19 protein-coding genes are annotated in these 24,191 nt (G+C 55.2%); 10 read left to right on the top strand and 9 right to left on the bottom strand.

Features of this window, described 5'->3' with window-relative positions:
* Nucleotides 1–79 precede the first annotated feature (79 nt).
* The 4 genes from FJD38_RS15965 to FJD38_RS15950 all read right to left on the bottom strand — a co-directional run bounded on the left by FJD38_RS15965 (nucleotide 80) and on the right by FJD38_RS15950 (nucleotide 4,479).
* On the bottom strand, nucleotides 80–1,651 hold the full coding sequence (locus tag FJD38_RS15965) for a gamma-glutamyltransferase family protein (RefSeq protein WP_146386231.1): 1,572 nt from the start codon (nucleotides 1,649–1,651) through the stop codon (nucleotides 80–82).
* Nucleotides 1,652–1,748: 97 nt separating this feature from the next.
* The gene (locus FJD38_RS15960; RefSeq protein WP_146386229.1) at nucleotides 1,749–2,138 is read right to left on the bottom strand and encodes a winged helix-turn-helix domain-containing protein; all 390 of its coding nucleotides are present in this window, start codon (nucleotides 2,136–2,138) and stop codon (nucleotides 1,749–1,751) included.
* Between the two features lie 77 nt (nucleotides 2,139–2,215).
* Entirely contained in the window at nucleotides 2,216–2,779 is a 564-nt protein-coding gene (locus FJD38_RS15955) for a winged helix-turn-helix domain-containing protein (protein ID WP_158637865.1), read from the bottom strand.
* A 284-nt stretch (nucleotides 2,780–3,063) separates the two neighbouring features.
* Complete coding sequence (locus FJD38_RS15950) at nucleotides 3,064–4,479, bottom strand: mannose-1-phosphate guanylyltransferase/mannose-6-phosphate isomerase (RefSeq protein ID WP_167654277.1); 1,416 nt, start codon at nucleotides 4,477–4,479, stop codon at nucleotides 3,064–3,066.
* Nucleotides 4,480–4,724: 245 nt separating this feature from the next.
* On the opposite strand from FJD38_RS15950, the gene FJD38_RS15945 reads away from it, so the two are divergent.
* The 4 genes from FJD38_RS15945 to FJD38_RS15930 all read left to right on the top strand — a co-directional run bounded on the left by FJD38_RS15945 (nucleotide 4,725) and on the right by FJD38_RS15930 (nucleotide 8,671).
* On the top strand, nucleotides 4,725–5,153 hold the full coding sequence (locus FJD38_RS15945) for a LexA family protein (RefSeq protein ID WP_122782673.1): 429 nt from the start codon (nucleotides 4,725–4,727) through the stop codon (nucleotides 5,151–5,153).
* Nucleotides 5,143–6,417 carry a translesion error-prone DNA polymerase V subunit UmuC gene (umuC, locus tag FJD38_RS15940; protein WP_146386227.1) on the top strand — a complete coding sequence of 425 codons (1,275 nt, stop codon included), beginning with the start codon at nucleotides 5,143–5,145 and terminating at the stop codon, nucleotides 6,415–6,417. Before FJD38_RS15945 ends, umuC begins: the two co-directional genes overlap by 11 nt.
* A gap of 102 nt (nucleotides 6,418–6,519) precedes the next feature.
* Nucleotides 6,520–6,702 carry a hypothetical protein gene (locus tag FJD38_RS15935; protein WP_146386225.1) on the top strand — a complete coding sequence of 61 codons (183 nt, stop codon included), beginning with the start codon at nucleotides 6,520–6,522 and terminating at the stop codon, nucleotides 6,700–6,702.
* A gap of 190 nt (nucleotides 6,703–6,892) precedes the next feature.
* Nucleotides 6,893–8,671, top strand: coding sequence for a putative bifunctional diguanylate cyclase/phosphodiesterase (locus FJD38_RS15930; RefSeq protein ID WP_146386223.1), 1,779 nt, complete (start codon nucleotides 6,893–6,895; stop codon nucleotides 8,669–8,671).
* A gap of 245 nt (nucleotides 8,672–8,916) precedes the next feature.
* Here FJD38_RS15930 and FJD38_RS15925 read toward each other — a convergent pair whose 3' ends face one another.
* Nucleotides 8,917–10,251, bottom strand: coding sequence for an amidohydrolase (locus FJD38_RS15925; RefSeq protein ID WP_146386221.1), 1,335 nt, complete (start codon nucleotides 10,249–10,251; stop codon nucleotides 8,917–8,919).
* Nucleotides 10,252–10,441: 190 nt separating this feature from the next.
* Here FJD38_RS15925 and FJD38_RS15920 point away from each other — a divergent pair, with 190 nt between their 5' ends.
* The 4 genes from FJD38_RS15920 to FJD38_RS15905 all read left to right on the top strand — a co-directional run bounded on the left by FJD38_RS15920 (nucleotide 10,442) and on the right by FJD38_RS15905 (nucleotide 14,461).
* Nucleotides 10,442–11,398, top strand: coding sequence for an AraC family transcriptional regulator (locus FJD38_RS15920; protein WP_146386219.1), 957 nt, complete (start codon nucleotides 10,442–10,444; stop codon nucleotides 11,396–11,398).
* A gap of 162 nt (nucleotides 11,399–11,560) precedes the next feature.
* On the top strand, nucleotides 11,561–12,592 hold the full coding sequence (locus FJD38_RS15915) for a DNA topoisomerase IB (RefSeq protein ID WP_146386218.1): 1,032 nt from the start codon (nucleotides 11,561–11,563) through the stop codon (nucleotides 12,590–12,592).
* A 127-nt stretch (nucleotides 12,593–12,719) separates the two neighbouring features.
* Nucleotides 12,720–13,016, top strand: coding sequence for an RcnB family protein (locus tag FJD38_RS15910; RefSeq protein WP_233609123.1), 297 nt, complete (start codon nucleotides 12,720–12,722; stop codon nucleotides 13,014–13,016).
* 209 nt (nucleotides 13,017–13,225) lie between these two features.
* Nucleotides 13,226–14,461: a M20/M25/M40 family metallo-hydrolase gene (locus FJD38_RS15905; protein WP_146386214.1), complete on the top strand. Its 1,236-nt coding sequence runs from the start codon at nucleotides 13,226–13,228 to the stop codon at nucleotides 14,459–14,461.
* Nucleotides 14,462–14,482: 21 nt separating this feature from the next.
* Here the strand turns inward: FJD38_RS15905 and FJD38_RS15900 are convergent, their stop codons facing one another.
* The 4 genes from FJD38_RS15900 to FJD38_RS15885 form a co-directional block, all read right to left on the bottom strand.
* The gene (locus FJD38_RS15900; RefSeq protein WP_146386212.1) at nucleotides 14,483–15,250 is read right to left on the bottom strand and encodes an SDR family oxidoreductase; all 768 of its coding nucleotides are present in this window, start codon (nucleotides 15,248–15,250) and stop codon (nucleotides 14,483–14,485) included.
* A 24-nt stretch (nucleotides 15,251–15,274) separates the two neighbouring features.
* Nucleotides 15,275–16,342 (bottom strand): phosphotransferase family protein, encoded by a 1,068-nt coding sequence (locus FJD38_RS15895; RefSeq protein WP_146386210.1) that lies wholly within the window; start codon nucleotides 16,340–16,342, stop codon nucleotides 15,275–15,277.
* 197 nt (nucleotides 16,343–16,539) lie between these two features.
* Nucleotides 16,540–16,854: an SCP2 sterol-binding domain-containing protein gene (locus FJD38_RS15890; protein WP_146386208.1), complete on the bottom strand. Its 315-nt coding sequence runs from the start codon at nucleotides 16,852–16,854 to the stop codon at nucleotides 16,540–16,542.
* Nucleotides 16,855–16,909: 55 nt separating this feature from the next.
* Nucleotides 16,910–17,620, bottom strand: a complete 711-nt coding sequence (locus tag FJD38_RS15885) for a histidine phosphatase family protein (protein WP_146386206.1) — start codon at nucleotides 17,618–17,620, stop codon at nucleotides 16,910–16,912.
* A gap of 208 nt (nucleotides 17,621–17,828) precedes the next feature.
* Between FJD38_RS15885 and sohB the strand changes: the two genes are divergently transcribed.
* Both sohB and FJD38_RS15875 read left to right on the top strand, forming a co-directional pair.
* Nucleotides 17,829–18,845, top strand: a complete 1,017-nt coding sequence (gene sohB, locus FJD38_RS15880) for a protease SohB (protein ID WP_146386204.1) — start codon at nucleotides 17,829–17,831, stop codon at nucleotides 18,843–18,845.
* Between the two features lie 205 nt (nucleotides 18,846–19,050).
* Nucleotides 19,051–24,171 (top strand): NEL-type E3 ubiquitin ligase domain-containing protein, encoded by a 5,121-nt coding sequence (locus FJD38_RS15875; RefSeq protein WP_146386202.1) that lies wholly within the window; start codon nucleotides 19,051–19,053, stop codon nucleotides 24,169–24,171.
* Nucleotides 24,172–24,191: the final 20 nt, after the last annotated feature.

The raw sequence follows: 24,191 nt of genomic DNA, 5'->3' as shown, positions 1-24,191 counted from the left end.
CCACAAACCTGTGGAGGGTGGACGATCGGCGGCATTATCCGCCAGCAGCCAGAGCCCGGCAAATGCCTGCTTCCAGCGATCAGTGTGGCTGAGCGAGGGCTGTGCCTTCACCCCGCGGGTCATGCATGGCGCTGCGTTGGTTATTGGCATCAATGGCGATGATCCCGGCGTGGCCGGTCATCGGGCTGAGGGCAGGGATGATTTCCACCTCATGGCCCAGCGTTGCAAGGCCTTCAATGGTCGAGGCGCCCATGTCCCTTTCCAGTTTCAGATTGTCAGTGCTGTCGAAAAAGCTGCGGCCCAGCAGAAAACGCGGGGTTTGCAGGGCCCGATCAATGGGTTGCTGGTAGTCGATCAACTGGGTCGCCAGCACCATCTGGGTTTGCGGTTGACCATCGCCCCCTTGGGTGCCGAAGAACCAGCGTCGGCCATCATCTGCCAGGTAGCAGGACGGGTTGAGGGTATGGGCCGGACGCTTGCCCGGTGCCCAGGCGTTAACGTGCTCCGGGTTGGGGTTGAACCCGGCTGCGCGGTTCTGCCACAGCACGCCGGTGTCACCGAGAATGCAGCCTGATCCAAAGTCATGAAAAAGACTTTGGATCAGGCAGGCCGTGCGGCCCTGGGCATCCGTCGCAGCCATCCACACCGTATCGGCGGGGCGGCCCGGCTCGTTCCACGGTGCAGCCTGCTGGTCATTGATGGCGTCGGCATAGGCTTGAGTCTGCGGGTTCTCCAGAGTGGCCGCAAAATCCCAGGGCCTGCTCAGCGGATCGCACAACTGAGCATTGCGCCGCAGCAGCCCTTGCTTGATGGCTTCGACCAGCGAGTGATAGTAGCGCGCGCTGCCGTTGTCGATGTGCGCAAGCGGTTTGTGTTGCAGCGCGGCCATGGCTTGCAACGTGTATAAGCCCTGGCTGGGTGGCGCGACATTGTAGAGTCGGCCTTCGCGGTAACGTACCGAAAGGGGAGCGACTTCGAGCGCGCGGGTCGCGGCCAGATCAGCAGCGGTCAAACCACAGCCGAGGCGATCAAAAGCGGCCCCAAAAGCCTGGGCCAGTTCGCCGTGGTAAAAATCGTCGACGCCGTTTTTCGCCAGATGCTGCAGGGTATTGGCCAGCTCTGGCTGGCGCAGGGTGTCGCCTTCGCGCAGCCAGCGCCCTTCGGTCTTGCACAGACGATGCAGGTCCGGTAATTGCTCGATCAGTGGCTGGCGCAGGGTTTGCCAGAACAGCTGCGATTGCGAAACCTTGGCGCCTGCCTGCGCCACGTACGCGGCGTCGGTTAACAGATCGGCCCAGCCCAGTCTGGAGCCCCACTCATGGCGACTGATGTTCGCTGCGCTCTTCCAGCTCGCCATTGCGCCCGCCGTGCTGGCAACCGAAGCTGGCCCGCGCAAGGTGATGGTTGCACCCTCAGGCAAACACTGCCCGGCCTGACCAATCCCCACGATGGTGCGCACCTTGCTGTCGTGGATCATCCATAGGGCATCGCCGCCCAAGCCGGTCATGTGCGGGAAAACCGCTGCAAGCATGGCGCTGGCTGCCAGCATCGCGTCGATAGCTGTTCCGCCCGCGTCGAGAATTCGCATGCCTGCGGCGCTTGCATCGGCATGGGGGGTACAGATCACGGCACGACTGGAGGTAGCGATCATGGTTAAAGACTCACTCTTTGCTAGCTATCGGTATGTTGATTGTTAGCAGAGCAAGATGTGTGCCTTTCAGGTGTTGCAGTCTTAGGCAGAGGAATTGCTATACCTGAGAAACAGGTGAGGAGCCTGCACCTTGATGTCTGTGCAACTGGCCGAGCGCCTTGCCATTCGGGAGAGGGGTTTGCAGATCTTGCACCAGGCAGTAACCACAGTTGCGCACGGACCTGAATAGGCGTTCGCCAAAGGCATCTTTGAATTTATGTTGCAGGCGGCTCAAGCACATCTCCAGGCCGCTATAACGGTGTATGTCTTTGTCGATACCCAGAATGAGCTCCTGTTTACTGCAAATTCTTGAGTGGCTGTGCATCAGCGTTTTGATCAGCAGGGATTCGGTCGAGGTCAGGTGAATGCAGATGTGCGTTGTACGCAGTTCTCGGGCGGTAAAATCGAATACCCAATGTTCAGGTCGTGTGCTTAATGCGGTGTCCATATTTCAGCGCTTCCCTGCGTGAAGAGTTATTGGGTGAAGACCTGTACCGTGAATGACGGCATCAGGTGTGCTTAGTGTCAGTACACGCTTGAGCGGCGCAGTCGATAGCCAAAACTGCGAACACTGGAGATCAGTTTGAGCTGATGCGCGTTTTTTATCTTTGTCCGGAGTCGACTGATGGCTTTCTCCAGGGCTCTAGGGTCGTAAAAGACAATGGTCGCGGCCAGCGCTTTTACGAGGTGTTCATAACTCATGACCTGATGCGGTGCGCGCAGCAAGGTGTCGAGAATCATCATCTCGGTGTGTGTGAGTTCGAGTGTGCGGGTGGCGCTGCACAAGCGTAACTTCGTGCGGTCAAGCCTTAGCTGAACAGGGGCGTAGTTCCAGCGAGACTCGTTAAGTGCGCGCACTAATAAGCGTGTTTTATCCTGTTCATTACCCGGTAACTTTATGCAGTAATCGGCGCCGGCAATATGATAGTCAACGTTTGATAACGTACCGGGATGCGTCACCAAAACAAAGATGCAGGCCCGTTGATTGACTGTGCGAACCTGTTTGATTATTTCAAGACTGTCGTCCAGGTGACTGGCTATACCCGCTTCGATAAAAACAGCTTTGACGCTGTTCAAATCATAGTCCATGTCCTTTGTTTTATTAAACGTGCCCAGCGGCATAGTGTCTGGGCTGATAACTGTTCTCAGGTGATTCAGCAGCGCTTCGTTTTGCACGAAACTGATCGCCGAGGGGGGGAATATGTCAGTTCGGTATATTGAAAAAAGCATACGTCCCACCTCACCTACCGAGGGGCGGCCTTTTTAGGCATTACCGCCTGCGCTAAATTCATGAATGACGAGAGTGTAATGTCATATTTCATGACTGAACAGGGATGTTGCTGTTTGTCGTGCGGGCCCAGTGTTTATAGTTGTTATGAGCGCCCGTATTTATCCTCTAAGCGGACGATGTCATCTTCACCCAAGTATGAACCCGATTGAACTTCAATGAGTTCCAGAGGGTTGAGGCCCGGGTTTTCCAGTGCATGCACCTGTCCAATCGGTATATAGGTCGATTGGTTCTCGCCAATAAGATAGGTTCGCTCGCCATTGGTCACTCGGGCTGTACCGCTGACCACGATCCAGTGTTCGGCCCGGTGCCGGTGCATTTGCACAGACAGTTTGGCACCCGGTTTTACGGTAATGCGCTTGACCTGATAGTGATGCCCATTGGCCACGCATTCATAGATTCCCCAAGGGCGGTACACGGTGCGCTGGTTCAAGTGCTCGGTGCGTGAGCTGCTTTTGAGTTGCTCGACGATGTGCTTCACCTCTTGCACATTATTTTTATGCGCCACCAGCACCGCATCCGTTGTTTCAACAATCACCAGGTCTTCAAGGCCCACTGCCGCGACGAGTCTGCTGTCGGCATGGACATAGGTGTTGCGCGACTGCCGATTCAGTACGTCACCCTTGAACACATTGCCGTGGTCGTCCTTGTCACTGACCTCCCAGAGCGCCGTCCACGAGCCAATGTCGCTCCATCCAGCGTTGAGCGGCACGACCACCGCATTAGCGGTTTTTTCCATCACGGCATAATCAATCGAGTCTTCCGGACAGGCTGCAAAAGCGGCTTCATCGACGCGTGTGAAATGCATATCGCGCGTGCTACCCGCCAATGCCGTTCGGCAGGCGGCCAGAATGTCCGGGCGATAACGTTCGAGCTCTTGCAGGTAGCATTTGGCGCGAAACATAAACAGGCCGCTGTTCCACAAGTAACCGCCCTGGGTCAGGTACTCGCGTGCTGTGTCGTGGTCTGGTTTTTCCACAAAGCGCTTTACGCGAAAACCTCCCGCGCCAATGGTTTCGCCTTTTTCGATATAGCCGTAGCCGGTTTCAGGATGGCTGGGAACAATCCCGAACGTCACCAGTTTGCCCGCCTGTGCCAAAGGCAGGGCTGTGTGAATGCTGGCCTCAAAGGCGGGTACATCTTTAATCAGGTGGTCAGCTGGCAGTACCAGCAAGAGGGGGTCTGCTTGTTCACTGCACGCCTGCAGGGCCGCCAGCGCAATGGCCGGCGCGGTATTGCGGCCCACCGGCTCCAGCAAAATATTGGCCTGCTCAAGACCCAGTTGGCGCAGTTGCTCGGCCGCTATAAAGCGATGTTGCTCGTTGCAGATCAGTTGCGGCACCGCGGTATTGAGCCCGCGTAATCGCTCCAGGGTGACTTGCAGCATCGACAGCTCACCCGTCAAGGGCAGAAACTGCTTGGGAGTGAGTTGGCGCGAGAGGGGCCAGAGCCTGGAACCTGAGCCTCCAGACAGAATGACAGGCAAAATTTGGGTCATCATTAGAGCGTCCTGAGCTGGAAAAATCTAAGGACTTTTCTTCCACGAATACGTTGGTCTGAGTGAAGTCAACAGCACTCATCAGGCTGGCGGATAGTCAGCGGCGCTCAGTTGAACTCAAATCCATTTTTTTTTACAGCGCCTTCTATAGAAAGGCCGCCTGTCAGAAACATCTGTCAGAAGAATTGACCGGATGCGTCCTACAAAGTTAACTGTATATTCATACAGTTAACTGGAGGGCGCGTATCATGGGCTTCACTCTTTTGGGTCCCCTTGCAAGTGGGGGGATTCGCTTGCCGCTGTGTGCGTTCAAGATTCCTGCCGGGTTTCCATCGCCCGCGACAGATCATATGGAGAAGCAGATCTCGCTGGATGAGGTGCTGAACGTTCGAGCCCCGCATGTCTATCTGGTGACCATCGATGGTGACAGCATGCAGGGGGTGGGGATTTTTGCCGGTGATCTGGCGGTGGTTGATCGCTCAATCGAGCCGGCACATGGGCATGTCGTCGTGGCGCTGCTCAATAATGATCCGCTGTGCAAACGCCTGTGCCTGCGCGGCAAGAGCGTCATATTATGCTCGGAGAACCCCAGATACCCGGACCGCCATGTGATGGAAGGCGACGACCTGTCGATTTGGGGGGTCATTACCTACAGCGTGCGCAGCCATGGGCATTAAGGCATCGCCGGTGTTTGCCCTGATCGACTGCAACAGTTTTTATGCCAGTTGCGAGCGGGTGTTTCGTCCCGATCTGGCCAAAACCCCGATTGTGGTGTTGAGCAATAACGACGGTTGTGTGATTGCCCGCAGCTATGATGCCAAGCCCCATATCAAAATGGGCGAGCCGTACTTTCAAATCAAAGACCGGTTGGCGCAACTGGGCATTGTGGCGTTTTCCTCGAACTATGCGCTGTATGGCGATATGAGTGAGCGGGTGATGAGCGTGATCGAGTCGCTTGTGCCTGCCGTGGAGGTCTACAGCATTGATGAATGCTTTGCTGACTTGACCGGCATTGATGATGTCAATGCACTGGGCCGTCACTTGCGTCACATCCTTGTGCAACGCACGGGCATTCCGGTAGGGGTGGGAATTGCCCATACCAAAACCCTGGCCAAACTGGCCAATCATACGGCCAAGCGGTTGCAGTCGCAGACCGGCGGCGTGGTCAACCTGTGCACCGAGTTTCAGCGCCATTGGGTGTTGCGCAATACGGCGGTGAGCGAGGTGTGGGGGATAGGGCGACGCATGACAGTTCACTTGCAAGGCATGGGCATCAGTACGGCGATGGACCTGGCGAGCGCTGATCCGTGGATGTTGCGCAAGAAGTTCAGCGTCGTCATTGAGAAAACGGCCCGGGAGTTGGCCGGCACCCCTTGCCTGGAGCTGGACGAACCCGATCCGCCCAAGCAGGAGATCTGTTGCAGTCGCATGTTTGGAAAACGCTTGACCACGGTGGCGCCCATTAAAGAGGCCGTGGCGACGTACATGATGCGCGCTTCGGAAAAACTCCGTGCGCAGCAGTCTTATTGCCGCAAGGTGAGGGTCAGTATCCGCACCGGCATGTTTAACCCCGACGAAGCCAAATATGCTCAGGGTGTCGTGGTGACGTTGCCATACCCCACGGATGACGTGCGGTTGCTGACGAAAGTGGCGGTGGATGCGGTGGATAGCGTCTTTCGGCCGGGTTTCAAATACAGCAAGGCTGAGGTGATGTTGCTCGACCTGCGCCAGCCCGGCGAGTTTTCGGATGACCTGTTTGCCGTGAACCAGCCAGCGGAGGCCTCGCGAGTAATGGCAGTGCTGGATGAAATTAATGGGCGCTGGGGGCGGGGCACGTTGAGAGCAGCCAGTGTGCCAGTGAACCCGGCATGGAGCATGCGCCGGGAATTGATGAGCCAAAGCTATACCACTCGGCTTGACCAGCTATGGCGGGTTTCGTGAGTGGCCCCTCAGGGACTGTAAAGTTAGGTAAACCTTTGCCTGTCGCAATGCAGGCGTTGATATAAGGGCGACGTTTTTTCTGTTGAAAGTGAGTGCGCAGTAATGATGTTGAAGTCTTTGGTGAAAGCCCTTGTTGTAGCGATGGCGGTATCGTCGTTGTCGGGCTGCTGGATGTTTATGCCACCCGGTGGTGGTCATGGCCATGGTGGCGGCGGTGACCATGGCGGCGGTGGTGGCGGGCACTACGGCGGTGGCGGCGGCGGACACTATGGCGGTCAACGCTAATAGCGGTTCTGCGGCGGACGCTGTAAAGCATATGGGCCGGTAACACTGGATTGCACCGTGCAGGCAAGCCCGCGTCGACAAGAGCGGTGGCTCGCTTGCATGGTGCAATCCTTATAAGAGTGCTTTACTCAAACCGCGTGTTTCAGTACCCACCGTCCTATGCCAGCAGCCTTTTAGACGAGGGCTTTACATGTCCGCTACGCCCGCCACGCTGTTGATCGTTGATGATGATGTGAATGTTCTCCAAGTGCTCGAAGCGTCCTTGCAGAGCCAGGGTTATCTGACCGTGACAGCTCGCTCGGGCGAAGAAGCGTTGGTCAAGGTCGCGCAGCAAACGCCTGATTTGATCCTGCTCGATATCATGATGCCGGGCTTGAGCGGCTACGAAGTGGCCCGCCAGCTCAAAAGCAATTCCTCTACCGCTCCTGTTCCGATCATCATGCTTTCGGGGCTGGGTGACCCCGGTGCCCGCATTCTGGGGCTTGAAGCCGGTGCCGAAGACTTCCTCAATAAGCCGGTGGCCAGTGACGAACTGTGGCTGAGGGTGCGTAACCTGTTAAGGCTCAAAGCCTTTGGTGATTATCAGAGCGATCACACTTTGCAGCCAGGCGCCCCACGCGTTGATCAGGAACGGGCGCGTTTGGCCCTGGAGTCCGAGCAGCAGCGGCTGCAAATGGCTCGTTACGACACGCTGACCGGCTTGCCTGATCGAAACTTGTTTTACACCACCCTGCACATGGGGCTGACACAGGCGGAGCTTCGGGGTTGGCACTTGGCCGTGGTCATGATCAGCCTCAACGAATACAAACCGGTCAACGAGAATTGGGGGCCGCTCAAAGTCGATCAGATGCTGGTGGAGTTGAGTCATCGCCTGATCAACTGCCTGAATGTCAGTGACACGCTGGGACGCATGGACGGTGACGAATTCGCCATGATCCTGATACTGCGCGAAGGCCAGCCTGACGCACAGCAGATGGTTGATCGAATCCGTGAAGCGCTGCGCGAACCCTTCGATGTGCTTGGGCATGATGTGCCCATGACGGCCAGCCTGGGTATTGCCTTGTTCCCCAATGACGGGGCCGATGCCCATCATCTGGTCAAGCAGGCCAGTACTGCCCTGAGCCGGGCGAAGGAGGTGGGCAGGGACACGTACCGTTTTTATACCCCGCAAATGAACGTCGAAGCGTTGGCACGCCAAGAGCTGGAAAACATGCTGCGTGCTGCGGTATACAAACAAGCGTTCGAGTTGTTCTATCAGCCCAAGATTGGCCTGAGTGACGGCCAGATATGCGGCGTTGAGGCGTTGTTGCGTTGGAACCGGCCAGGGTTGGCGCCGATTTCCCCGGCGCTATTCGTGCCGGTTCTGGAAAGCCTGGGGCTTATTTCAAAAGTAGGCCGTTGGGTCATCGACACGGCCTGCCGCCAAATCGCTGATTGGCAACGTTCAGGCTTGGGGCTGGTGCAGGTGGCGGTCAATGTCTCGGCACTGCAACTCGCGCAAGACGATCTGAGCCAGGAGATTGAGCGCTCGCTTAAAGAGCATCAGGTGCAAGCTCAATGGCTTGAGCTGGAGCTGACGGAAAGCTCGTTGATGGTGAGTACCCCGCATACCATTGCCAGTTTGCTGGCGTTGAAAGACATCGGGGTCAAGATCTCGATTGATGACTTCGGCACGGGCTATTCGAGCCTCGCGTATCTGAGCCGTTTTCCGATCGACAAACTGAAAATCGACATCGCGTTTATCAAAATGGTGACCCACAACCCTCAGGACGCCGCCATTGCCCGAACCATCATCGAGCTGGCGCACAGTCTTGATTTGCAAGTGATTGCCGAAGGGGTGGAGACCCGCGAACAGCTGGAGTTTTTGACCGACAACGGCTGCGATCAAGTGCAAGGATTTCTGTTCTGCCGCCCGTTGCCGGCTAAGGAGCTGGAAAGGCTGCTGCGTGAACCTCGCAGTTTTATCTGACGTGGTGTGTGTAACCGCTGACGAGGAACGAGGGCTGCGATGCCGCCGATCGCAGCCTCGCGGAGCTCGTCAGCGGCTACAGGGGTTTTGCCCGCCGTAGCAGTTGACGAGTAGTGCGAGACTACGTTCTACGATGCAATCGTCGCAGAACGCTCAAGCCCGGTAATGGGGGGCGCTGACGCACCGAGGCGTCCCATTTTGCGAACGCTTCGCGCTCGATCGCAGCCTTCGGCAGTGGCTACACGTCAACGTGTGGCATCGCGTTGCGGGTAGTTAAGTACAAACTGCACGTGAGCTTTCACGCCGGTTGCCAGCGTTGCGTCATCGGCAGTGAAGTAGGGGCTGTGATTGTTTGGCGCTTTGCTCATGTCTTGATCGGCGGGGGTAGCGCCGAGAAAGACGAACAGCCCCGGGACTTTTTGCGCGTAGTACGAGAAATCTTCGCTGGGCGACAGCGACGCCGGCAACTCCTCCACCTTGCCCGGTGCAGCCAGCTCCAGTGCTTTAACCATTGAGCGGGTCAGGTCAGGGTCATTGGTGGTGACGGGGGCATGGTTGACCACCAGCACATTGGCTTCGGTCTCGTAGGCCGTAGAAATACCTTGCACCAGTGGCGGCATTTTTTTCAGCAAGGTGTCGCGGATGGCCGGGCTGTTGCTGCGAATGGTCCCGGTCATTTCCACCGTCTCGGGGATGATATTGCTGGCCGCGCCACCGTTGATGGTCCCGACACTGATCACGCCCATACCTTGAGTTAAATCGGCGCGACGACTGACCAGCGTTTGCAGGCCGTTAACCACAGCGGCACTGGCTACAATCGGGTCAACGCCGCTCCAGGGGGCCGAACCGTGGGTCTGCCTGCCCTTGAGGGTGATGCGAAAGCCGTCACTGCTGTTGAGCACGGTGCCAGCTTTGTAATACAGATGCCCCGTGGGGTAACCCGCCATTACGTGCACGCCGAAAATGGCCTCGACCTTGGGTGTATCCAGCGCACCGTCACGGATCATGGCCTGTGCGCCGATCAGGGTGTCAGTCTGGAAGTCGTCAACGTCTGCCGCACCTTCTTCGGCGGGTTGAAACAGGAAGACCACGGTGCCGGCCACTTGATCGCGATGTTGGGCCAGCACCTTGGCTGCACCCAGCAGCATGGCCGTGTGAGTGTCATGCCCACAGGCGTGCATCACCGGTACGGTTTTGCCCAGGCGTACACCGGTGGCGTTGCTGGCGTAGGGCAGGCCGGTCATTTCTTTGACAGGAAGCGCATCCATATCAGCCCGCAGGGCGACTACCGGGCCGGGCAGGCCGCCTTTAAGCACGCCCACAACTCCGGTTTTGCCCACCTGAGTGCGCACCTCAATGCCTAAGGCCTTGAGTTGGTCGGCGACCAATGCCGCTGTTTTAACCTCCATATTGCCCAACTCCGGGTTTTGATGAAGGGTGTGGCGCCAATTGATGACTTCTTGATTGACTTGGGCTACAGCGGGGTCGACCCAGTTCAAGTTTGCCGCGTGGGCGAGGTTGGCAGTCAGGGCTGCGAATAGGGCAATAGACAGGGGCGTGGCACGAAAGCGCTTGGACATGAGCGGCTCTTAGAGTTGTTTGGATGTGGCAGGGTAAGTCGGTGCGCTGCGACGACAAAGGGTGGGCAGCATAATAGTGTTCGGTTATCGGGCACTGGACGCGTGGCTAATTGATATGGCAACGGCTACATGGGTACTCTTGCTGACGTGACAACCACAATAATTAAAATATCGATTGAGTGCCTTGCCGATGGAAAGCCACCTGCTGAGTGAACGCAGTAGCGTGTTCCGACACGCAGATCCCCATGCCGTGTCCGACTATGTGAACCAGCATGTCGGGCAACATTGTATTGGCCTGACTCGCACGACCCGTCCGCAGGCCAGTCTGAGCCACCGTAAATTTGCCGAACTGGATTTGTGCCGCATCAGCTATGGCGGCAGCGTGCGCGTGACCTCTCCTGCGCTTGAGAGCATTTTCCATTTGCAAGTCCTGCTTAACGGGAATTGCCTGTGGCGCGGGCCCACCCGTGAGCACCATTTGTTGCCAGGAGAGCTTTTAGTCATTAACCCGGATGATCCGGTCGACCTGACGTACTCGCAGGATTGTGAAAAATTCATCCTCAAACTGCCAGTCAAACTGCTCGAAGCCGTCTGTGACGAACAGCGTTGGCGGCGGCCGGATGGGGGCGTGCGCTTTATGCGCAACCACTATCGACTGGACGAGCTGGAAGGCTTTCTTGGTCTGCTGGGCATGGTGTGCCAAGAGTCTGAGGCCCGCGACCCTGTACTCAAAGTGCAGGAGCATTACACGCAGATTATCGGCAGTAAATTGCTGACCCTGATGCAGACCAACATCAGCCGAGAGAACCTGGCCTCGGCGAGCGTTAGCCTGGAGCGCATCCTCGATTACATAGAGCGTAATCTCAAGCACGAGCTCAATGCTCAAGACCTTGCGGTGCAAGCCCGCATGAGTCAGCGTTCGTTGTATACGCTGTTCGAGCGCCAACTTGGCGTGACGCCGCTGCATTACATACGCCAACGCAAGCTGGAACGAATTCACGCCTGCCTGAGCGATCCCAGCTGTACGGTTCGCAGCCTGACTGAACTGGCGCTTGATTATGGTTTTTTACATTTGGGGCGTTTCTCTGAAAGTTATCGTGTGCAGTTTGGCGAGTTGCCCTCCAGCACGCTTAAACGACGGCATTGACGGAATTGTGCGGACTGGGCCGGGCAAAATACGTTGGCCAGTGCATGCGCGCTCGTTGCTGAAAGTACAGTACGCCACGGCTGATGGATCACAGGGCACCTCTTGTACACCGCGCGGTCAATGGTGTTATGGGCACATGATTGCCCTTTAAGGAGGCTCGCCATGAGCGATGTGCTGCCTGCCGATCTGCATTATGTTGATGACTCGCAGCCCGGCATTACCCGCAAGAAACTTCGCAAGGGTTTCAGCTACTTTGATCCTTCGGGAAACCGCATAACCGATTCGGATCAGGTCAAGCGCATCAACGCGTTGGCCGTACCACCGGCTTATACCGATGTGTGGATTTGCCCGGACCCCCGTGGCCATTTGCAAGCCACCGGGCGTGATGCCAAGGGCCGCAAGCAATACCGCTATCACGCGCGCTGGCGTGAGGTGCGTGACGCCACCAAATACTCGCGGTTGAGAGATTTCGGCCTGGCATTGCCTAAACTGCGCAAACACCTGGACGGGCTGATGGCAACGCCGGGCATGAGCCGCGACAAAGTGATGGCCACGGTAATCACCTTGCTGGATGCCACGTTGATCCGCGTAGGGAACAGTCAATACGCACGCGATAACCGCTCGTATGGCCTGACCACTCTGCGCAGTCGCCATGTTGCGGTCAGTGGTACGACTATCAAATTTCAGTTTCGTGGCAAAAGCGGAGTAGAACACTGTATTTCGGTCAAGGATCGCCGGATGGCGCGAGTCATCAAACGCTGCCTGGAAATTCCCGGTCAGAGCCTGTTTCAGTATCTGGACGAAGAAGGCGTGCGCCACTCAATCAGTTCTTCTGATGTGAATGCCTACCTGCATGAGCTGACAGGTGCCGACTTCACTGCCAAGGATTACCGCACTTGGGCCGGCAGTGCGCTGGCCTTGTCAGTGCTGCGCGAGTTGCACTGGCAACCCGAATCCGATGCCAAGCGGCATGTGGTCGACATGGTTAAAAGCGTCGCTAAACAGTTAGGCAATACGCCGGCGGTTTGCCGCAAGTGCTATATCCATCCGGCCGTATTGGACGGTTTTGTGGCGGGGCACTTGGCCAAGCTGCCACGACCGCGTGTTCGCAAGGGGTTGAAGGCTGAGGAAGTGGCGCTGGCCATGTTTCTTGAGCAAATGATCGCTGCCGACCAACCTTCTGGGTCTGCTTAAAGAAATGGAACGATCCGGCTACCTGAATTGTCCATTGTGTCTGTAGTAAATCGCCGGCCTCGTGGCCGGTAACCAAGACGAGGTGATTATGCGCAATGTTATTTCTGCATCAATAATGGCGTGTTTAATGTGCGCCGCACCCTTTGCAGCTCAAGCCGCCAATGAAGCCCCCAGCGACTGCAAAGCCGATCAGATACTGGTGAAGTCGATGGACAAATTCAGTTGCTACGGGGTCGGTGACAAGGCTCCGGATCAATTTATTCGTGATAAAGCAGCGATAAAAGACTGGAAATCCAAAAATCTGACCGAACCGGTTAAAGACGAACAATGGGTGCAAATAGACAACCATTACGTATTGGTCAACGGGGTCAATAATGTGATCAAGGAAATCCGCGCCAAGAATGGAAAAGTAGTCAGCGAGTAAACTGAGGCTCGGCGGATCGCCCCCATACGATCCGCTTTGCCTGGCAAGGCAACTCAAACGCTGCAGGGATCGTTTTGTGAGACCTGTCGCGGTTTTGGCAATCGGTTACCCACAGCGACATGAGACCGGACTAGTCTGGGGCTCTACCTGTTCAATTGTACGAGCGTGGTAGACGCTACTTCCCTGTCATGGACCGAGGCCTCTCCCTTATGCAGTTGTCACACATAAGCATCGCCACAGCCACTCTGCTGGGGCTATGTGCCAGTGCAACCACTCACGCCGCTGAAAGTGCTCCCCAACAACTGCTCTCCCAAGCACAAGCCGAGCAACCGGCTTATCTGCAAACCTTGAAAACGCTGGTGTCGGTCGATACCGGTACAGGCACCCAAGAGGGGCTTGAGCAAATCAGCGCACTGCTGGTCAAGCGCCTTACCGATCTGGGGGCCAAGGTTGAAACCCGCCCGGCCACGCCTTCGGCGGGCAATAACATCATCGGCACCTTTAAAGGTACAGGCACTAAAGACTTCTTGCTGATGGTGCACTACGACACCGTTTTTGGTCCTGGCACCGTGGCTAAACGACCGTTCCGCACAGAGGGCGACCGTGCATACGGCCCCGGTGTTGCCGATGCCAAGGGCGGAGTTGCGATGATCCTGCACGCGATCAAGCTGCTTCAGGACCAACAGTTCAAAGGCTACGGTGCGCTAACCGTGCTCTTCAACCCGGACGAAGAAATGGGCTCGGCCGGATCGAAAAGCATCATCGCCGAGCTGGCGCGCAAACATGATTACGTCTTTTCTTACGAGCCACCCGATACAGACGCAGTCACTGTGGCCACCAACGGGATCAATCAGGTCAAACTGGAGGTCAAGGGCCGCTCCTCACATGCCGGTTCCGCACCCGAGAACGGCCGCAATGCCCTCACTGAGTTGAGCCATCAGATTATCCAACTCAAGGACCTGGGTGACCCGGCTAAAGGCACCACCGTCAACTGGACCCTGGCCAAAGCAGGTGAGAAAGCCAACATCATTCCAGATCTGGCCACCGCTGAGGCGGATATGCGCTACTCGGACGTCAGCGAGAATGCCCGGGTGATGGCCGACGCCGAGCGTATTTCCAAAAACAGTCTGATCCCGGACACACAGATCACCCTCACCTTGAATAAAGGCCGGCCGCCGCTGGCGAAAAATGAGGGTTCCGAAAGTTTGGCTAAAACCGCCCGGCAGCTTTATGGCCAGATCGATAAAACCATTGAGCCTATCGCCATGCGTTTTGGCACGGACGCCGGCTACGCCTACGTACCGGGCAGTGCCAAACCGGCGGTGCTGGAAACCATGGGCGTCGTGGGGGCGGGTTTGCATGCGGACAACGAATACATTGAACTCAGCAGCGTAGCTCCACGGCTGTACCTGACCGTGGCCATGATCAGGGAGTTGTCGCAGTAAGCTTGCTGTGTTCTGCAGGTGTTATGACAAAAAGCCGCCATCCACATTCAATGCAACACCGGTGGTGTAAGTGGAGGCATCACTGGCCAGGTACAGCACCGCCCCAGCCATTTCGCTGGGAGCGGCCACGCGCTTAAGCGGGATATGTTGCAGTGCCGTCTGCAAGATGGCGTCATTGCTGACCAGCGCTGAGGCAAATTTAGTGTCGGTCAGGCCTGGCAACAAGGCGTTGCAGCGGATACCGAACGCCGCGCACTCTTTGGCGAACACTTTGGTCATGTTGATCACGGCTGCTTTGGTCATCGAATAGACACCCTGGTATTCACCCGGGGATACGCCGTTGATTGACGCGACGTTGATAATGCTGCCGCCACCGTGGGTGCGCATCAGCTTGCCGGCTTCCACCGACATGAAGAAATAACCGCGAATGTTCACATCAACCGTTTTCTGGAATGCACTCAAGTCGGTGTCCAGTACATGGCAGAACTGCGGGTTGGTGGCGGCGTTGTTGACCAATATGTCCAGGCGACCGAACGCTTCGCGAATGTGGGCAAACGTCTGGACGATCTGCTCCATCTCGCCAATGTGACAGGCAATGGCAGTGGCTTTACCGCCTTCGGCGATGATTGCATCGGCGACTGGTTGGCAACCTTCGAGCTTGCGACTGGAAACAATCACGTGGGCGCCTTGCTGGGCCAGCAGTTTGGCGATGGCTTCACCGATGCCGCGACTGGCACCCGAAACAAATGCAATTTTGCCATCGAGGTCGAACAGTTGAGTCTTGGTCATGCTGATTCCTTGCAGATGGCGTCATTAAAGACTGGACTGGGCAATGACCTTGAGGCTCATGTGCTCCAGCAATTGATTCATTTTTACGAACGCGGCAAACCGTTTATCCCGGGTTTGGCCGTGGTAGTAGCGAAAGTAGATCTGCTGAACGATACCGGCCAGGCGGAACAGCCCATAGGTGTAGTAAAAATCGAAATTGTCGATCTGTATCCCGGAGCGTTCAGCGTAATAGTCGACCCATTCGCGGCGTGTCAGCATGCCGGGTGCATGGCTTGGCTGGCGGCGCATTAGTTGCACGGGCGCGGGATCGTCCGCCTCGATCCAATAGGCCAGGCTATTGCCCAGATCCATCAGAGGGTCGCCAAGGGTCGTCAGTTCCCAGTCCAGAACGCCGATGATCTTCATGGGATCGGCGGGATCAAGCATCACGTTATCAAAGCGGTAGTCGTTATGAACAAGGCTCGGAGCAGGGGAGTCGCCTGGCATATTGGCCTTTAGCCAGTCCTTGACGAGTTGCCAGTGCGGTGCATCCGGGGTCAAGGCTTTATCGTATCGTTCGCACCAGCCACTAATCTGTCTTTGCACATAGCCCTGCGGTTTACCCAAGTCGCCCAGACCGCAGGCGTTGTAGTCGACCTTGTGCAGTTCAACCAGCTTGTCGATAAAGCTGTGGCAAAGCGTACGCGTGCCTTCAACGGTGAAATTCAGTTCGGGGGGCAGATCTGAGCGCAGGATGATCCCCTTAACGCGCTCCATGACATAGAACTCGCTGCCGATGACCGATTCGTCAGTACAGTGGGCATAGGTGCCCGGGCAATAGGGAAAGGCCTCCTTGAGCTGGTTGATGATGCGGTATTCGCGACCCATGTCGTGAGCCGATTTGGCTTTATGCCCAAAGGGCGGGCGGCGCAGAACCAGCTCTATACCGGGGTATTCGATCAGGTAGGTCAGATTGGAGGCACCGCCCGGGAATTGGCTGATCACGGGCTTGCCGGTCAGACCTGGCACCTTCGTTTTGAGATAGCCATCGACTGCGCCGGCATCAAGTTCTTCTCCGGTGCGGATACGGGTGGATGAGTCGGTGAGCGCCATGATTATCTCTTCTACTTATAGTTGGGGCCGGACAACATGGGCTAATTTAATAGGCGCTTAGTGCAGCTACAAGCCAGTCTCGGCCTTTATAGACACGGTAGTTAGCAGGCAATCAGCGATCTTGATAACCCTTGAGCGAAACGCAGTGCAAAAAAAACCGAAGCGCGTGGGCTTCGGTTTTCAGTGTGGCGTATAGCTTACGACGGGAACAGTTCGCTGAGTTTCATGGCCAGCATCATGTCGCCTTCAGCGCGCAGCTTGCCGCCCATGAAGGCTTGCATGCCATCGGTCTCGCCGCTGACGATGCCTTCCAGCGTTTCGCCGTCCATGACCAGCGTCACTTGGGCATCCGGGTTTTCGCCTTCTTGCAGCTCGCAGGTGTTGTCTTTAACAATCAACGAGAAGTTTTTGGTGTCATCAATGCGAAAACCAAATACCAGATCCAGGCCCTCAGCAGCGGCTGGGTTGAATTTGGCTTTCATTGCTTGAACGGCATCAGCTACAGAAGTCATGGTTCGATCCTTTTAGGGTGAGTTACTGCGACCCGCAGGTCACGGTTGCCAGCGCTCATCGGTAAGTGATCAGCGATGGCATCTTCAACAGTTGTAAATGCACATGACTGTTAAAGGAAGCCAGAGTGACCTCGCGGCCACGAAACTTGAGTTGGCTAAGCGAGGTATTAACAATTTGCCAGGTCAGCTTGAAGGCCTCGCTGGCAGGAATTTGGGTCAGCAAGTGGAGCAGGGCAGTGATGCTGCCGCCGGAAGTGAACACGGCAATGTTTTGATGATGGCTGGCGAGGTCGAGAACACGGTTCAGGCCTCCTTGCACACGCTCGACAAACCCCAGCCAGCTTTCTAGCTGCGGGGTGTCGTAAGTGCCGCTGATCCAGCGCGCAATGATCAGATCAAAGATGCGCTGGAATTCTTCCGGATCATGCGCGGCATTTTTCAGCGTGTTCAGGGCTTCTGGTTCTTGTGGCAAGAGGCCCGGAAGCAACGCATCAAGCACCGCGAAGGCATCGAACTCATTGAACGCCGGGTCTATTTCCAGTTCCGGCGCAGTGAGTCCTGCGGCAGTGAACTGGGCGAGCGCATGCTGGGCGGTATCTTGTTGGCGTAGCAGATTACCCGACAGGCAGCGATCAAAACGCACACCAAGATCAACCAGATGTTGGCCGGTGATTTGAGCCTGGCGCACCCCCAGAGGCGACAGGACGTCATAGTCGTCTGCACCGAATGAGGCTTGGCCATGTCTGATCAGATAGATGCTGCCCACGTCCGCTTTATCCCGGTACGCTGAAAGTCTGGCGAGGTTAGGAGGTAGGCAAGAACCTGTCAATGAAAAAACATACGCTCGTTTGAATCGTCCGTATGGGCGTGCTGGGCATTGTGTTTCGTGGCTGGCAGGTCGAAGGTCGCGTCGGTATGCTGGGCAACATTACGCGGCCCGAACTCAGGGCCACTCAGAAATTTAAGGAGAGGCTGTGGAATTTCTTGCCGATTACGCCAGTTTTTTGGCTAAAACCGTAACCCTGGTAATCGCCATTGTGGTGGTGCTGGTCACTGTCGCCGCATTGCGTGGTAGAGGCCGTCGCACGACCGGGCAGTTGCAGGTCAACAAGATGAATGAGTTTTACAAAGGGCTGCGCGACAAACTCGAACAGACCTTATTGTCAAAAGCTCAACTCAAGTCTTTGCATAAGCAACAGGCCAAGACTGATAAAAAGTTGAAAAAACAACCGGAAGATAAACCCCGGGTTTTTGTGCTGGATTTCGACGGTGACATCAAAGCGTCTGCTACTGAAAGTTTGCGCCATGAAATCACAGCCTTGTTGACCCTCGCCACACCCGCTGATGAAGTGGTGCTGCGCCTGGAAAGTGGTGGCGGCATGGTTCACAGCTATGGTCTGGCCTCGTCGCAACTGGCGCGTATCCGCCAAGCGGGAATTCCGCTGACGATCTGCATCGACAAAGTGGCTGCCAGTGGCGGCTATATGATGGCCTGCATTGGGCAAAAAATTATTAGCGCACCTTTTGCGATTCTCGGTTCCATTGGCGTTGTGGCGCAGTTGCCGAATGTGCATCGTCTGCTTAAAAAGCATGACATTGACTATGAAGTGCTGACGGCGGGTGAGTACAAACGGACGTTGACAGTGTTTGGCGAAAACACCGAGAAGGGCCGGGAGAAGTTTCAGCAGGATTTGGACATTACCCATCAGTTGTTCAAGAATTTTGTCGCCAAATACCGCCCGCAACTGGCGATTGACGAAGTGGCCACTGGCGAGGTCTGGCTGGGCGTGGCCGCAGTTGAAAAACAATTGGTTGATGAACTGAAAACCAGTGATGAATACCTGTCTGAACGCGCTAAAAACGCTCATCTCTATCACGTGCACTACGCGCAGCGTAAAAGTCTGCAAGAGCGTGTCGGGCTCGCGGCAAGCACCTCGGCGGAACACGTAATTGATTCGGTATGGCGCCGTCTGACTCAGCGGTTTTTCTGACAAGCCACTCCCTGGCGCGACAGTGATGTCTCGCCAGGGGCTGTTGGCAAGTAACTTCTTTACATGTTTATTTTGTGCGGTACATGTTTGTTTTCTAACGTTATATGCTTGCTTGAATAGGCATGTGACTGATCAACTAATTGACTCAATCAGTCTGGGTTATGACTATAAGCTAATGCTTCTATGAATAACTCAGGTTTGTTTTATGGAAAATCCTGTAGAGGCACTAGAAGCGGATTCCACCGCATCTAAAACACTCAGTGCGCAGGAACTGGCCAATACAGAGGCCACTAATCTGCATGAACTCTTTATTGGGCCCCTGCTGCCATCGTGGTTCAAGGATGCGCCCTCGTTTGTTCGTGAAGCATTGCGTGAAAGTATCAGGCAGGGGCAAGTCACTCAGCAGGCTGTCTCGCAAGTTTTGTCGCAAATAAGGCCCATTGAAATTTTTTGCGAGCCGTTATTGAATTCGGCATTGGCTGCACACGGGTGGGGGGCTATAACACCTCGAGCGCATGGTCTTAAAGAAGTTCACCTGCTGAACAATTTGCTGGTTTTTTTGAGTCAGCAACAGTTCAAGCTGGCTGACACGCTCATCCGGTTGCTGTTACCTGACTTATTGGTACCCCAAAGTCTGGAAGTTAATATCGTATCGAGCATTACACATCAAAGCCTGCTACAGGCAGCCATGCAAAATTTTGAGGCCGTTCAGACCGAGGTAAATGGTTTTGCCCAGGGATCATTGATTTATAAAGTAGAGGGCGCTTCTGCGCGCATTGCTTCATCTCTGAAACCAGAGGTATTTGCCAGGATTTGTCGCAATCTGGATTTGGGTCAACAGTATCAAACTCACCTGAGTAATATTTTTGCCCCACCCGATGATCGATGGCCCAGTGATGACCCAAGGTCGACACGTTATAAACTAAATTACCTGTTCAGCTTGAATCAACAACATATGTTTGCGTCAGCATTGCATCTTGCCTACATGAAGAAGCAAATGAGTCCGACGAACTATATGTTTATGGTTGATCTGCTGGCCCTTACGAAAATTTCTGCTGCGCAAGGCCATCCCCGGCACAGTACTTTAAAAATAATGGGCTTTGAAATTCCCGGAATTATTGTGATGTGGCCGGAACGCAAACCCACCGCACAGGTGCAACGCTGCCTGGTGTACTTGCCGCAGGCCCCCGGCCAGTCATTTCATTTATTTCAAACGTTCACGGCCTTCAAGGAGCAATTGCGAGGGTGGCTCCAGGAACCCGGTTTCACGCGTTACTTCGCAAGGCTTGTGCCTTTGCGCCACCGTAGCGAATTCATGCGCAGAATCGACACCAAAAACCTGACACTGGATTCGCTGTTGATTCGACGGCCGCCCATTATCGATGAACCGGCATTGTTTCTAGAAACTCAACATATTCCTCAAACACAACCGCCATTTGAAGTCGCCTGGCGCTTGCAACTTGAGCAAATGAAGGATGATGCGCGCGTATTAGTTGTACCTACAGACGATGAAGACACTAAAAGCCGTGTTACCCGTTTGGCATCGTATTTAAATCTAGGCGTCAGTTTGCTCGGTATCGCTCTGGGTTTTGTACCCATACTGGGTGAGGTGTTATTGGCCGTCAGTGTGGCTCAACTGGGGACCGAAGTGTACGAAGGCATCAAGGCCTGGCGGCGGGGTGATCGTGTACAGGCACTTGAGTACCTGTTTGATATCGTCCAGAACCTGGCCTTGGCAGCGGGTACGGCTGGCGCGGCTAAAGCGTTGAAGCCTTCTGCGGTGGTGGATGGATTAATACCTGTGACGACAGTACAAGGACATAAGCGGTTGTGGGTGCCGGACTTGAAGCCCTATGAGGTGAGAAACATATCGCTTGGGGGTATCAAACCGGATGCTCAAGGCGTGTATTTTTTTGAAGGGCAGTCATATATCAATCTGGAGGGCAAGGTTTACAGGATCAAGGCAGATCCCCTGAGTACACAGAGCTATATCCAGCACCCCAATGATCCCCAGGCCTACACCCCAAAATTGCACCATAACAATCACGGCGCCTGGACTCACGAACTGGATAACCCTCAACTGTGGCGTCGTGAGCAGTTGTGCAGGCGTTTGGGGCCTGATGCACAGGTGCTCTCAAGCCATTCCATGGACGCTGTGTTGCAGGCTTCAAATACAACCGACGACATGCTGCGTGCATTGTTTACAGATAACTTGCCCCTTCCTCCTTTACTCGCGGACAGCATAAAGCGTGCAGGTCTCTGCGAAAGAGTCGAACGTTTTATTCTGCAGATGAAGCAAGGCGTTATTACCGGCTCTGATAATACTGACTTGCAACTGGAACTTCTGACCGAGCTTGCAGGGTGGCCTTCCGGTCAGGTGCTGCGTGTAGTGGATGTAAAAGGCGGGACTGTCAAAGAATACGGCAGTGAACTTGCAGCCATGCACCCACGGATGCAGATAACCGATGCACAGATCAATAACGGGGACTTGCTCAAGACAACACTGGAGTGTCTTTCTTCAGAACAACGTGCCCAATTATCAGGCGAGGATGTGGTCGGTGTCGACGAGCAGGTTCAGTTGTTGGCACGCACATTGGGCGATCATGCTGAAACGGTAAAACAAAGGTTGGTGACCCGGTTGTACCACGCCAGCGAACCTGTCACGCCGTATGTGAATGCAATCACTGATCACTTTTCCGGGTTGCCGGTTTCTGTGATGACTGAGTTGATGAGTCATCTTGCACCTGGCGAAGTGTCCGTTCTTGAACAAACCAACCGCCTGCCGTTGCATGTTCTGGAAGAGGCGCGCAGTTATGTTCAATTCTTGCGTCTGAATCGCGCGCTGGAAGGGCTTTATTTTGAAGGTTTGAGCAATGTTGATACTCAAAAGCTGGCTTGGCACACCATGCAACGTTTGCCGGGCTGGCCAGAGAATTTGAGGCTTGTGATTCGCGACAAGACCACGGGTCAGGAGTTGGACCGGTTGGGTCATGCGTCAGCCCCAAACCGAGTGGAACTTATCAAAAACGCTGACAATTATGAGTTTTTCAGCACGGTCTCTGAAGACACGTACAGCAGCCCTCAACTCTTGAAGTGCGTCGTAAGAGCGCTTTCGCCATCGGCGCGGGCGGCCATGGGCATGCCGGAGGCTAATGCCGGGCAGGCATTTGCCCATAAAGTGGCCACACTGGCCGCTCATGAGCGCATCAATAGCGCCCAAAAGCTAGGCTTGCAGACGATAAAGCCCTGGTTAAAACCCCCCATGCGCCTGGCGGATGGTCGTATAGGCTACACCTTGGGTGGCCGCTCGGGGCATCTTGTGGATGAAAACAAATCACGGTTACTCAAGAACCTTGTGCTGGAGCTTTATCCCTTGATGACTGAGGTTCAAGCAGGGCAGTTTTTATACCACTTGCGGCTCAGTCCGGCTCTGGCAACCCGGGCCCTCGCGGCGCTCAAGACTCAATTACAGACCTTGCGCATCGACCTCGAACAGTGGGCCTCAGGCCCTGTTTGGAGTCAGCCACACACAGGCCCCAGGGTGCTCATGTCCGCTGCTGAAAAACGTGCAATTGGCCAGCGATTGATACTGGCCTGGAGACGGCAAACGCCCACGATCAATTTTGGCGATCATGTCGGGCATGTACTCGATCTCAATAGTTGGCCTGTCGATAGCTTGCCGGTGTTGTCAGCCGATTTCAGCCATATAAGTGCCCTGCGATTGGCCGACTCTCCCAGCGGCAACCTGCCATTTCATTTTCTGCAACGCTTTCCCAACTTGCGCGTGCTGTCGCTCGAAAATAATCACCTGCGCGAGTTACCCTTATCACTGGCCACGCTGGCGCACCTCACAGAACTGAATCTTCAAGGTAATCAGGTAGCATTGAGTTCTGATGCCGTCACGATGTTGTCAGGGCTGAACAAACTTAAATCGCTGAACCTGACGGGCAATCCACTGGGGCGACGAATTTCAGTGGGCCAACTACCGGATCTGGAGGCCTTGCGACTGCGGCATACCCAGATCAGTGAATGGCCTGAAGGTGTGGAAAATCTCACGCGTTTACAGGTTCTGGATTTACGAGACAACGCAATTATTCATATACCCAGCGAAGTATTGACGCCTCAAAGAGCTGTAATCAATCGTGTGACTAACCTGCATGACAACCCATTGAATGCCGATTCGATTCGCCGTCTTGATATTTATCGGCGTGAACAGGGCATCAATTTAGGTGTTGAAGTGCTTCATGCGCATGCGAGGTCGGCCAGAGGCATACTGCACTGGGCTCGCCAGCCGACACTTGATCAAACGCGAATTTGGAATGATTTATCGAGCTTGAGGCAATCAAGATCGTTTTTTCGGGTGCTGGAGGATATGAGTGAATCTGAGCAGTTTTTGCGAACTCAGGATGATCTCACCGAGCGTGTCTGGACAATGCTCACAGCCATGCATGAAAACAGCGAGTTGCGGCGCCGGTCATTCGACATTGCGGCTAACCCGCGAACCTGCCGTGATGGGAGCGCAATGACGTTCGCCAGTCTGGAGTTGCAGCGTCACGTAAGTACTGCTTTGCGTCAGTCCGGTACAGAAGAAGAACTCTTGAAATTGGCACGTGGGCTCTTTCGCCTGGAGTTGCTCGACAAGCATGTCACAGAGGTGATCAATGCTCGTCATGCAGTCATCCTCGCCGAGCAACAGGAGTACGTTGAACAACTGCAAGCACTTGTTGACGCCGCAAGCCCTGACTTTGCGCCCACTCCCTTGCGTGAAATGAGTGCTGAAGAACAACAAGGTGTTGCCTATCGATTGGGCACACCCGAGGCCCTGAGGTTGGCGCCGTTACTCAGTGCAGCAGGATTGCGCAGCAGGTTGGCCCGACACGACCCGCTGGAGATACAAATGTATTACCACATCCAGTTGGCCAATCGTCTGGACTTGCCCGCGCGGCCAACCAGCATGCGTTTTGCACAAATTGCCCAAGTGACGCAGGCCGAGGTTGAAACCGCCCGTGCGTCTGTCGCGCGTCAGGAAACACCTTCGGCATTGAAAGCTTCAATCGAAACACGAGACTTTTGGTACGAATTCTTAGAGAAAAAATACCCAGAGGCGTTCAGTCTGTCTGACGAACCTTTTGCACAGCGTCTGGATGTTTTGTTTTCGCAGCGGCAGGGCCAATCTAACGGCGCCTATCTTGAGAGTTTGAATGCGATCAGAGAAGAGCGTAATCAAGCCAGGCAGGCGCTGATTACCAGGTTGACCACCTCAGAACTGCAGGCGCATCCATTGGCAGGGGCCGTAAATGAGGCTGAGGCTCAGGCAGGGAATTAAGTAAAAGGTTCTGGATCTTC

The organism is Pseudomonas saxonica, from assembly GCF_007858365.1.
Taxonomy (GTDB): Bacteria; Pseudomonadota; Gammaproteobacteria; order Pseudomonadales; family Pseudomonadaceae; genus Aquipseudomonas; species Aquipseudomonas saxonica.
This window is presented reverse-complemented; position numbering and strand designations above follow the sequence as displayed.